Raw genomic sequence first — 12,112 nt, forward strand, 5'->3', positions numbered from 1 at the left:
TAATTGTGTGAATAGACCTAGCCCATAACGAGCATCCGCATGATATTACAAATGTGTTTTATGTATATAAAATTATTAATTATTTGCGTGTTCTATCAATTGTTTTTTGACAGTTGAAGATGAAATTATCTTTCTGATAACGCTTGCCTTTCTTGCTCTGTATTGCACAATACCGCCCCTAACCAAGAAATTTATCAACGCTAGTCTTCGAATAATGCTGTTAATCATCGATAATTACGACTCTTTTACCTACAACCTGTACCAGTATTTTTGTGAGCTGGGCGCAGAGGTTAAGGTAGTGCGTAATGATGAAATCACGCTTGAAGAGATAGAGGTGTTGAATCCTACCCATTTGGTTATCTCTCCGGGGCCTTGTACGCCCAATGAAGCGGGTATTTCGTTAAGTGCGATTGAGCATTTTGCGGGAAAGCTGCCGATTCTTGGTGTTTGCTTAGGCCATCAGGCGATTGCGCAGGTGTTTGGCGGAGAAGTGGTACGTGCTCGGCAGGTAATGCATGGCAAAACGTCCCCAATTCGTCACAATGATCGCAGTGTGTTCTCTACACTTAATAATCCGCTGACGGTAACGCGTTACCACTCGCTTGTGGTTAAGAATGACTCTTTGCCTGATTGCTTTGAGCTTACCGCTTGGACAGAGCTTGAAGATGGCTCGATGGATGAGATCATGGGGTACCAGCACAAAACCTTGCCGATTGATGCGGTACAGTTCCATCCTGAGTCGATTAAAACAGAGCAAGGCCACCAGATCCTCGCTAACTTTTTGGCTCGCCAGCCACTTTAAAACGCTCTCTTTGACCGTCTTTTGTCTGGTTAAAGCCTGACTTAGATCACTATTTTTAACATTTCCTTCATAATTCACCATGCGGATATTTTGTGAAAAAGTATGCGCAGAGTTTGTCGCGTCTACGCTAGAGCCCTTATCCGGACTATGATTAACCATAGCTTATCGTAGCCATAAGAATATATTGCTTCATAAAAGTAGAGGCGTGATGCATAAATACGCATAGGTAGTGACTATCAGACTCCGCAGTGGGCACTAAAAAGAATAAATCACTATTGAAATGGTTAATTAAATGTAAATACAATGCCGTGATTGCTTAATAGCAAAACAATATCTTATTTCATTGAATAGAAGTAAGGACACCATATTCGCTATGCATGCGGTATCAAGAGGGAATGTGCAATGACTGTAGAAAATAACGTAGAACGCGGTTTGTTTGATGAGGTAATGGTACCTTGTTATAACCCAATGGAAATGATTCCAGTAAAAGGCGAGGGTGCTCGCGTTTGGGATCAGCAAGGTAAGGAATACATCGACTTTGCTGGTGGTATCGCCGTGAGCTGTCTAGGTCATTGTCACCCTGCAATGGTGAATGCGTTAACTGAACAAGGTCAAAAGCTTTGGCATTTAAGTAACGTAATGACTAACGAGCCTGCGCTTCGTCTCGCTAAAAAGCTTACTGAAGTCAGCTTTGCGGAGAAAGTGTTCTTTGCTAACTCAGGTGCAGAGGCAAACGAAGCGGCTTTGAAACTGGCGCGTCGTTATGCAGCTGATAAGTTTGGCCCAGAAAAATCTGAAATCATCGCATTTAAACAAGGCTTCCATGGCCGTACTTTCTTTACTGTAACTGTTGGTGGCCAAGCGGCTTACTCTGATGGTTTTGGCCCTAAGCCAGGTGATGTCACTCACTTGCCATACAATGACGTTGAAGCACTTCGTGAGCATATCTCAGATCGCACTTGTGCCATCATGATGGAACCACTTCAGGGCGAAGGCGGCATCATTTCTCCAACTGACGAATTTGTTCAGACAGTTCGTGAGCTATGTGACAAGCATAATGCCCTACTGATTTTTGATGAAGTACAGACAGGTAACGGTCGTACTGGTCAATTCTACGCATATCAAGGTCTGGGTGTGACTCCAGATATTCTAAGCACAGCTAAGTCTCTAGGTGGCGGTTTCCCTATTGGCGCAATGCTAACTACTACTGAGCTATCTAAGCACCTGAAAGTGGGTACTCATGGTTCGACTTACGGTGGTAACCCACTAGCGTGTGCGGTTGCTGAAGCCGTGGTTGATGTTGTAAGTGCACCAGAAACATTGGCTGGCGTTGCAGAGCGTGAAGCCCTGTTCCGCGAAGGCCTAGCTAAACTTAATGATAAGTACAACATGTTCGCGGAAGTTCGCGGCAAAGGCCTTCTTTTAGGTGCGGCTCTTAACGATGAGTGGCAAGGCCGCGCACGTGATGTGTTAGTCGCTGCAGGTAAAGAAGGTCTGATGGTTCTAGTGGCAGGTGCAAACGTGGTTCGTTTCACACCATCACTAGTAATCAGCACGGAAGAAATTAACGAAGGACTTGCGCGACTAGATAAAGCTCTAGCGACGCTAGTTAAATAAGAAATACCTAGTCTAGTACTCATATCGATATAAACAGTGTCATCCTCAAGAGGGAGGCACGACCGAGTTGGGGATCTCTTGCATCGTGTTGAGAGATTCCCTATCACGTTCGTTCCTCACTGTAGGGAATGACAAAAGTGAAAGTAAAAAACGATAACCAATGAGTCCTAGCGCTCACTACATCAGGAGGGAGTTTTGATGCTGGTTGTTCGCCCTATCGCAATGTCGGATTACGATGCGCTGCACACATGCGCAGTGGAATCGGGTCACGGATTTACATCTCTACCGGTTAACGAAGAATTGTTAACCAATCGTATTACTCATTCAGAATATAGCTTTACTAAGCCGGACGTAAACGAGCCGGGTGATGAAGGCTATCTCATGGTTGGCTTTGATAATGAGACTGGCGAAGTCGCTGGTTGTACCGGGATTGAAGCATCTATTGGTTGGGATGTACCTTTTTACTCTTACCATATCAGTACCGTCGTTCACTCATCGCCAAAACTGGGTGTGAATAACGTGGTTAAGCTACTGACGTTCGGTAACAACTACACTGGTTGCAGTGAAATTTGCACTCTGTTCTTAAGACCTTCTTTCCGTCAGGGCTTGAATGGCCGCTTGATGTCGAAGTGTCGTTTTCTAATGATGGCGGAGCATCCTGAAAGATTCTCTAAAACGGTCTTTGCTGAGATGCGCGGTGTATCGGATGAAGAAGGCAACTCACCATTCTGGCAGTGGCTACAAGAGCACTTCTTCTCGATTGATTTCACTATGGCTGATTACCTCACTGGTATCGGCAAGAAAGGCTTTATTGCTGACCTGATGCCTAAGCTGCCAATCTACATCAACCTATTGAGCAAAGAGGCTCAAGAAGTGATTGGTCAAGTGCATGAAAACACCAAGCCAGCGTTACGCCTGTTGGAAAAAGAAGGCTTCACTTGTCGTAACTATGTCGACATCTTTGATGGCGGCCCAACGGTTGAGTGTGATGTACGCAATATCGAGTCAGTTCGTCACTCATTTAGAGCAAAAGTCACTATCGCGGAACACAACAGTTCTCAAGACTACTTGATCTCAAACACGTCGTTTGAAGACTTCCGCGCAACTGCGGCGAAAGCGGCTTACGATCAGGCTTCAGAGTCAGTGATTTTGTCTCCTGAAGTGGCGAATGCCCTCAAAGTTAACGAAGGCGAATTCGTTCGCATGTTGGCTCAATAGAGCTTTGTATTAAGGAAAATGTGAAGGAACAAGCTATGACACATTGGATTGCTGGCGAATGGGTTGCAGGTCAAGGTGAGTCGATGAACTCACAAAGCCCATACAACAACGAAGTTATCTGGCAAGGCGAAAGCGCAACACCGCAGCAAGTAGAGCAAGCGGTATCAGCGGCACGCAGTGCATTCGTTGGCTGGAAAAAATTAGGCTTTGCTGAGCGTGAAGCGATCGTTCTTGCTTTTGCTGAAAAGGTAAAAGAGAACAGCGAACAAATCGCAGAAATCATCGCTAAAGAAACCGGTAAGCCAATTTGGGAAACTCGTACTGAAGCGGCGGCAATGGCAGGTAAGATTGCGATTTCAATTCGAGCTTACCATGACCGTACTGGTGAAGCTCAGCGTGAAGCTGCTGGGAACCAAATCGTCCTTCGTCATCGCCCATTAGGTGTTATGGCGGTTTTTGGCCCATATAACTTCCCAGGGCACCTACCAAACGGTCATATCGTACCTGCGCTACTGGCAGGTAATACCGTGGTATTTAAGCCGTCAGAGCAAACGCCGCTAACCGGTGAGTTTGCCATGAAATTGTGGGATCAAGTTGGTCTGCCGAAAGGTGTGATCAACCTAGTACAAGGTGCTAAAGAAACCGGTATTGCACTGGCTGATTCTAAAGGCTTAGATGGCGTGCTGTTCACAGGTAGCGCGAATACAGGTCATATCCTGCATAAGCAGTTTGCTGGTCAACCGGGTAAGATGCTCGCGCTAGAAATGGGTGGTAATAACCCAATGGTGATCTCTGAAAATTACGGAGAGTTGGACGCGACCGTCTACACCATCATTCAATCTGCGTTTATCAGTGCGGGTCAACGTTGTACTTGTGCACGCCGTTTGTATGTTCCAGTTGGTGATAAAGGTGACTTACTGGTCAACAAGCTAGTGGAAGCAACAAATAAGATTCGTGTCGATCAGCCATTTGCTGAGCCAGCACCATTTATGGGCCCTCAGATCTCTAAAGCGGCTGCTGACTTTATTCTTGCTGCTCAAGCAAATCTACAAAAGCTAGGTGGCGAGAGCTTAATTGAAGCTAAAGCCGGAGAAGCTGCATTTGTAACACCAGGCATTATTGATGTTACCGCGATTGCTGAGCTACCAGATGAAGAGTACTTCGGCCCACTACTACAAGTGGTGCGTTACCAAGGTCTAGAGAAAGCGGTTGAGTTAGCCAACGACACTCGCTTTGGTCTATCCGCAGGTTTAGTGTCTACTGACGACGGTGAGTGGGAATACTTTGTTGACCATATTCGTGCTGGTATCGTAAACCGCAATCGCCAGTTAACTGGTGCAAGCGGTGATGCGCCATTTGGTGGTCCGGGCGCGTCAGGCAACTTACGCCCAAGTGCTTACTACGCAGCAGATTACTGTGCTTACCCTATGGCTTCGATGGAAGGAGGAGAAACACTTCTTCCTGCAACGCTAAGCCCAGGTGTTGAACTATAAAAAACCATAAATTTTAGGGAATTCCCTTCTCGCCTCCCCGAGCCGGGAGGCATTTGAAACGTCACAGGCTGAAGGCTATCTGATCAAACTTTCTGGACACATTTGGTTGGATGGCCTTTTTTATAATTAAACAGATAACTACTCATTCTCCATTTACGTAAACCACCCCTACAAGGAGGCGTTATGACGCCAGATGTTTTATTCCAACAGTTATGGAATGACTATATTCAACGCTTATGTCCCTCTGCTGAACAAGTCCACCAACTTCTGCAAGAAGACGAAGCGCTGATCAATGACCACATTGCTCTGCGCACTTTCAATGTAGAACCCCTGGGCATTGCGACCCTTGCACAACCATTCTTAGACGTAGGCTACAAGCCATGCGGTGACTATGTGTTTGAAAGCAAGAAGCTTGTTGCCAAACATTATGAGCACCCAGACCCGAAACAGCCAAAAGTGTTCATCAGTGAATTGAAGGTTGAAGAGTGTTCTGCCGAGCTACAAGCTATTGTCGCTAAGCTTGTCGAGCAATTGGACACCAGTAAGCTAAAAGGTCATGAGTTCTTGTATGGCGGTCGTTTGTGGGACATCAGCTTTGCTGACTTTCAGACGTTAGCGAAAGAAAGTGAGTACGCTTCTTGGTTAGCAGCGCATGGTTACGGCGCTAACCACTTTACGGTTAGCGTCAATCAGCTCAACGCGTTTGAAGAAGTAAAAGGTGTCAATGACCACCTACGCGATTCCGGCTTTACCATCAATGAGTTTGGTGGCGAAGTGAAGGGCTCTCCTGATGTGCTGCTAGAGCAATCTTCAACGATGGCGGATAAAGTCGCGGTAACCTTCACTGAAGGTACAGAGATTATCCCTGGCGGTTTCTACGAGTTTGCTAAGCGCTACCCAATGAGCAACGGTGAACTTTATCCAGGATTTGTCGCAGCTTCTGCTGACAAGATCTTCGAGAGTACGAACGGGTAGAGAGTAGATGCGAGATTCGGGCTTCGCCCTGCGAGAGTCGAGATCGGACTTCGTCCTTCGAGAGGTGGGAGCTAGTAGTGAGGCGATAGAGCCTTATGTCTACAAGGTGTTGACAGAACGAGTCCTTAATCAGTCATAATTTTCTCGATTCTCGATTCTCGATTCTCGATTCTCGATTCTCGATTCTCGATTCTCGATTCTCGATTCTCGATTCTCGATTCTCGATTCTCGATTCTCGATTCTCGATTCTCGATTCTCGATTCTCGATTCTCGATTCTCGATTCTCGATTCTCGATTCTCGATAAAAAAGCCACCAATGTCTCCATTGGTGGCTTTTAAAATTTTAGCGGTTAATCGAAATTAACGAGTACCGTAAACCACGATAGTTTTACCGTGTGCAGAAATTAGGTTCTGCTCTTCTAGCATCTTCAAGATACGACCTACTGTCTCACGAGAACAGCCAACGATTTGACCGATTTCTTGACGAGTGATCTTAATCTGCATGCCATCAGGGTGAGTCATCGCATCTGGTTGCTTCGCTAGGTTTAGTAGCGTTTGAGCAATACGGCCAGTTACGTCTAGGAATGCTAGGTCACCTACTTTTTGGCTAGTCACTTGTAGGCGGCTTGCCATTTGCGCAGATAAGCGCATTAGGATGTCTGGGTTCACTTGGATAAGCTGACGGAATTTCTTAAATGAGATTTCCGCAACTTCACAAGGAGATTTAGCACGAACCCATGCTGTACGCTCTTGGTCTTCTTCGAATAGACCAAGTTCACCGATAAAGTCACCTTGGTTTAGGTAAGAAAGGATCATTTCCTTACCTTCTTCGTCTTTAATAAGAACCGCTACTGAACCTTTTACGATGTAGTACAAAGTTTCAGCTTTCTCGCCCGCATGAATTAGCGTGCTTTTTGAAGGGTACTTATGAATATGACAATGTGAAAGAAACCACTCTAATGTTGGGTCGGTTTGAGGTTTACCTAGAACCATAATATCTCACTTCCTCTGCAGGGTACGCTTGCCGCTTTCCATATTTTAGCTAAGCCTTAATCAAGACCTACTAGGATAAGAGCACTTTACAAATGCTGCAAGCCAACTTGTGTTTCGGTAAGAAATAGTATCCTTTTTCGAAAACGATTTCTTGATTTTAATCGGGTACAACTGGGGTTTTAGTACGCAAAACTGTGCACATGATCACGGTATGAAAAGTAATCGTGTTCTAGCTGTGGGTATTAACCAATTTTGCCCGTTTCGATGAGCTGTTGAAGTATCGGTTTAACGATTAGCTCCATGGCAAAACTCATCTTACCGCCAGGGACAACAATCGTGTTATGACGCGACATAAATGCCCCATCAATCATTGCCAGTAGATATGGGTAATCTACGTTTTTAATGCCTCGTAATCGGATAACAACAAAACTCTCATCTAAACTCGGAATGCCTTTGGCGTTAAGCGGGTTAGATGTGTCGACGGTAGGGACACGTTGAAAGTTAATATGAGTACGAGAAAACTGCGGGGTAATGTAGTTCAGGTAGTCATCCATTGAACGGACGATAGAGTCCATCACCGCTTCACGTGAGTGACCACGATCACGGGTATCTCGAACGAATTTCTGAATCCATTCAAGGTTCACGATAGGCACCATGCCAATCAGAAAATCAACATGCTGTGATACGTTAACCTCGCCATCGACAACACCGCCATGTAGACCTTCATAAAACAGGACGTCGGAGTTTTCTGGCAGATCTTGCCAAGGCGTAAAGGTGCCTGGCATTTGGTTGTATGGAACCGCTTCATCGAACGTATGCAGGTAACGGCGGATTTGACCGACGCCTTCTTGACCGTATTTGCGGAAGAACTCTTCAAGTCCATTGAAGTCGTTCGCCTGAGGGCCAAAGTAACTGATATGGCGACCTTGCTCACGTGCCTTACGGATTTCAACATCCATCTCAGGGCGCGTAAAGCGGTGGAAGCTATCGCCTTCAACCCATGCAGGTTTAACGTTCATCATATTGAACATCTTGCGGAAAGCTTCAGAAGTCGTTGTGGTACCAGCTCCAGAGGAACCAGTAACCGCAATAATCGGGTGTTTTGCTGACATGACAAACCTTGTCGTAATCTAATCCTTTAAACGAAAACCACTATAGCACGCTTTAGTGGTCAGTCACTGTATGCGATGCGCTAAAGTACTAAAACTTTCGTTTGAGTTGAATATCAACGGTTTCGTGCAGTTCAGAGAACACAACAACCGCTTCCCCTGATTCCAACTGGGTACGTATTTGATCGACTTTGTCTTGCAGCGAGATCTCGACATCCCCGTAGTCAGTCCCTTCACGCAGGACGAACTCACGAATGAGATTTTCTAGTGTTGCTGGCTCGATTTGTTGCCATGGAACGATCATAAATACCTCTTATTTTATGATTTAGGCCAAGGTGATTGGCTACGCAGAGAGAGCCAAACTTTCATAGTATGCAGGTAGTGCCTCTTCGAGCCAAAACCTCGGTTTTAACGCGCTGCCGGTAACAAAACCAACATGCCCACCTTGTTCAAACAGTCGGTAGTCAATGTTATCAGGCAAGACATATTTTGGAATCACAGCATCGGTCATGAACGGATCGTCTTTCGCATGGATGATCTGTGTGGGTAGAGTGATTTCTTTTAGGCGATGGATGCCCGAGCAGCGCTGATAATAGTCTTCTGCGTCCTTGAAACCATGCAGCGGGGCGGTGATCAGGTCATCAAACTCGTACAGTTTAGTCACGCGCTTGATGTTTTGATAGCTCAATCCAAGCTCCCCTTTCAGCAGTTGATGCTTTTGCAGTGCGCTTTTCTTCAGCGATGATAGGAGATAGTTTTTATACAGCTTGGAAAAGCCTTGTTCGATGCGCTCAGAGCAGGCAGACAGGTCGAGTGGCGCAGACACTATAGTGGCGGCATCAAGCAAAGGATCTTGATTGTATTTAGCGAGGTAGTTGGCCAGCATATTACCGCCAAGAGAAATCCCGACCGCGACTTTGGTTTGTTGTGGGAACAGCGAATCTAGATGTTCAAGGAAGAAACGGGCGTCTTCCACTTCTCCTGAGTGATAGGCGCGAGCAAGTTTGTTGGGCTTACCGCTACAGCCACGAAAATGCATCATCACCGACAGCCAGCCTTGCTTAGCAAAAGCATCCATCAAACCATTAGCATACGGGCTGTAGAAACATCCTTCCAAACCGTGGAACAAAACAAAAATCGGCTTGTTTTTGGCTGACTTGCCATTGATATCTTCACTCCAAGCGATATCGAGGAAGTCTCCATCCGGAGTATCTAAGGTTTGCCAGATTGGTTCAAACAGGGCTTTTTTGCGAATAAAGCGCGGAGCAAGCGTTTGTAGGTGTGGGTTAGCTAATCCTTTAGCGGCAACAAAATGAGTCATAACGGTTCCAAAGCTTAGGGCTTAGAGATTGGCAATATCGTCGATAGGTTCAGCGAAAGCCTCATACAGCTGTTCACCGCCTAATTGGCGGCAGTAACGTAAAGTAAGGGGCTCTGCGTGATTCACTGTAAGTTCAATACTGTTGATGCAATCGACCAGATCAGATTGTTGCTGCTTTTCTAATTGCAGCTCAAATTGCAGTGATTCACGATACAAGGTATCTGGGAGGTGGAGCTTGAGTTTTCGTCTTAGCTCGCGGTAACTGTGCAGTAAGGCTTCTGAGCGCCCTAGGCATTCTTCAACCTTGTGCCAGTCTTGCTCTTGAAAGCAAACCTGCTGCTCATCAAGCCATTTAAGCAGCAGGAGTAGGTTAACGTTACCTTTGAAGTGGTTTTGCAGATGGAGGCACGCCTCTTTTACTTCTCGCACACTGTAGTACTGCAAGCTAAATTGCCACAACCGTTCCAGTGTTAAAGAAATAGCGACGTGCTTTGAACTCATTGGCTATTGAACTCCTGCTCCATATTCTCTAGCTCTTCTTGTAGAGCCATCCATTCCATTTCGACATCTTCTAGCTCACCTTTGCTATTGGCCTGAATAGCTAACACTTCGTTAAGTTTAGCTTTATTTTCGGCATCATAAAGTGAGTTATCTGATAATTGCGTTTCTGCTTCCGCAAGTTTAACGCCCAACTTATCCATTTTTTCTTCAAGTTTTGTCAGGTTTTTGCGAATTGGTGCCGTTTGCTTGCGGAACTCGGCTTCACGACGTTTTTGGTCTTTCTTTGCCGCCGCGCTGTTTACAGAGCTTTTCTCTGGTTGCTGAGCTTGAGCCTCTCGGCGCTCGGCTTTTTGTTGTTCCGTCAACCACTTGTAGTAATCAGCTAGGTCGCCATCAAATGGTGCAATTTGGCGGTCATGTACAAGGTACAAGTCATCTGTGGTTGCACGTAACAAGTAGCGGTCGTGCGAAACAATCACCATGGCACCTTCAAAGGTTTGCAGAGCCATCGTGAGTGCTTGACGCATATCCAGATCAAGGTGGTTAGTTGGTTCGTCGAGCAGCAACAGGTTAGGTTTTTGCCACACGATCAAAGCCAGTACTAGGCGCGCTTTCTCGCCACCAGAAAACGGTGCGACTTTTTCTAACGCTTTTTCGCCTTGGAAGCCAAAGCTGCCTAGGTAGTTACGCAGTTCAAGCTCGTTCTTATCTGGGGCGATTTGCATCATATGCTGCAGTGGTGTTTCTTCAGGGTGCAGCGTTTCCAATTGGTGCTGAGCAAAATAGCCAATCTTGACGCCTTGTGAGTAGGTTAGATCGCCGCTCTGAGGAATAAGCTCACGCGAGAGCAATTTGATGAGCGTTGATTTACCCGCACCATTGCGACCGAGAAGGCCAATGCGACTACCAGGGACTAGGTTAAGGCGTATCTTTTCTAAAATCAGATTGTCGCCATAGCCCGCTGATACTTCATCCATCATGATGATTGGGTTTGGCAATGCTTCTGGGTCGCGGAACTGGAAACTGAACGGGTTATCAAGCTGAGCAGGTAGCACTTTTTCCATACGCTCAAGGGCTTTGATACGGCTTTGTGCTTGGCGAGCTTTTGAGGCTTTATAGCGGAAGCGGTCGATATAACTTTGCATATGCGACATTTGCTTTTGCTGCTTTTCAAATTGAGCTTGCTGCAAGATAAGCTTTTGCGCGCGCTGATCTTCAAACGAAGAGTAGTTACCTGTGTACTCATTGAGTTGCTGGTTTTCGACATGAATAACGCGACCCACGATAGGATCTAGGAAATCACGGTCGTGAGAGATAAGGACAAGCGTACCAGGGTAGTTTTGCAGCCAACGTTCGAGCCACATAACAGCATCAAGATCTAAGTGGTTGGTTGGCTCATCGAGTAGCAAAAGATCCGAGCGACAAAGCAGTGCTTGTGCAAGGTTAAGGCGCATACGCCAACCACCAGAAAACTGAGTGAGATTCCAGCTCATCTGATCTTGGCTAAAACCTAAACCATCGAGTAGCTCTGCGGCGCGTGCGCGAATACTGTAGCCACCAATGGTTTCAATCTTGCCATGGATTTCGGCGACCAAAGTGCCTTTGTCCTGTTGTTCTGCCGTCTCTAGCTCTGATTCAAGGCGGCGGTATTCACGGTCACCATCAATGACATACTCAATAGCACTGCGCTCCAGTGCAGGGGTTTCCTGTGCCACCCAAGCCATTTCCCAGTGCGCCGGTTTACTGAAGTTACCCGCGTCAATAGAGAGTTCGTCTTTGATTAGGGCGAACAGGGTTGACTTACCACAACCGTTTTTGCCGACTAGACCGACTTTATCGCCTGGATGAATGGTCGCCGAAGCTTGATCTAGAAGTGGTTTGCCACCTCGAAGAAGCTGGATGCCAGAGAAGGTAATCATAATCTTTTGCTTTGTCTTTGCTCGTATTGCGACGAATAGTAGGGTAGTTAACGAGTTATGTCGATCGTTGCGTTATTGCCACTAACAACGTATAACAAACTGATAACGATAAATGGCAATAAAAACAGTCATAACTGGCTATTCATAACATTAAGGATTGCTGT

General features: G+C 46.1%; 11 protein-coding genes. 5 read left to right on the forward strand and 6 right to left on the reverse strand.

Going from position 1 to position 12,112, the window contains the following annotated elements:
* Positions 1-214: 214 nt before the first annotated feature.
* From AC6R00_RS12780 to AC6R00_RS12800, 5 genes are all read left to right on the forward strand, one after another.
* Positions 215-802: an aminodeoxychorismate/anthranilate synthase component II gene (locus tag AC6R00_RS12780; protein ID WP_500640652.1), complete on the forward strand. Its 588-nt coding sequence runs from the start codon at positions 215-217 to the stop codon at positions 800-802.
* Between the two features lie 402 nt (positions 803-1,204).
* Complete coding sequence (locus AC6R00_RS12785; RefSeq protein ID WP_004745848.1) at positions 1,205-2,419, forward strand: aspartate aminotransferase family protein; 1,215 nt, start codon at positions 1,205-1,207, stop codon at positions 2,417-2,419.
* Positions 2,420-2,617: 198 nt separating this feature from the next.
* Positions 2,618-3,637 (forward strand): arginine N-succinyltransferase, encoded by a 1,020-nt coding sequence (gene astA, locus AC6R00_RS12790; protein WP_500640653.1) that lies wholly within the window; start codon positions 2,618-2,620, stop codon positions 3,635-3,637.
* A gap of 35 nt (positions 3,638-3,672) precedes the next feature.
* Entirely contained in the window at positions 3,673-5,130 is a 1,458-nt protein-coding gene (gene astD / locus AC6R00_RS12795) for a succinylglutamate-semialdehyde dehydrogenase (protein ID WP_500640654.1), read from the forward strand.
* 183 nt (positions 5,131-5,313) lie between these two features.
* Complete coding sequence (locus AC6R00_RS12800; RefSeq protein WP_367938248.1) at positions 5,314-6,105, forward strand: DUF1338 domain-containing protein; 792 nt, start codon at positions 5,314-5,316, stop codon at positions 6,103-6,105.
* Between the two features lie 360 nt (positions 6,106-6,465).
* Here AC6R00_RS12800 and crp read toward each other — a convergent pair whose 3' ends face one another.
* From crp to AC6R00_RS12830, 6 genes are all read right to left on the reverse strand, one after another.
* Positions 6,466-7,098: a cAMP-activated global transcriptional regulator CRP gene (gene crp, locus AC6R00_RS12805; protein WP_004410522.1), complete on the reverse strand. Its 633-nt coding sequence runs from the start codon at positions 7,096-7,098 to the stop codon at positions 6,466-6,468.
* 242 nt (positions 7,099-7,340) lie between these two features.
* Positions 7,341-8,210, reverse strand: a complete 870-nt coding sequence (locus AC6R00_RS12810) for a phosphoribulokinase (RefSeq protein ID WP_171323674.1) — start codon at positions 8,208-8,210, stop codon at positions 7,341-7,343.
* A gap of 88 nt (positions 8,211-8,298) precedes the next feature.
* Positions 8,299-8,511 carry a YheU family protein gene (locus AC6R00_RS12815; protein ID WP_171323672.1) on the reverse strand — a complete coding sequence of 71 codons (213 nt, stop codon included), beginning with the start codon at positions 8,509-8,511 and terminating at the stop codon, positions 8,299-8,301.
* 39 nt (positions 8,512-8,550) lie between these two features.
* Positions 8,551-9,528, reverse strand: a complete 978-nt coding sequence (locus tag AC6R00_RS12820) for a hydrolase (protein ID WP_272786158.1) — start codon at positions 9,526-9,528, stop codon at positions 8,551-8,553.
* Between the two features lie 21 nt (positions 9,529-9,549).
* Positions 9,550-10,029 (reverse strand): TIGR02444 family protein, encoded by a 480-nt coding sequence (locus AC6R00_RS12825; protein ID WP_004745855.1) that lies wholly within the window; start codon positions 10,027-10,029, stop codon positions 9,550-9,552.
* On the reverse strand, positions 10,026-11,948 hold the full coding sequence (locus AC6R00_RS12830; RefSeq protein WP_500640655.1) for an ABC transporter ATP-binding protein: 1,923 nt from the start codon (positions 11,946-11,948) through the stop codon (positions 10,026-10,028). Before AC6R00_RS12830 ends, AC6R00_RS12825 begins: the two co-directional genes overlap by 4 nt.
* Between the last annotated feature and the right edge of the window lie 164 nt (positions 11,949-12,112).

Source organism: Vibrio sp. R10-SF1-ISO8, assembly GCF_059833805.1.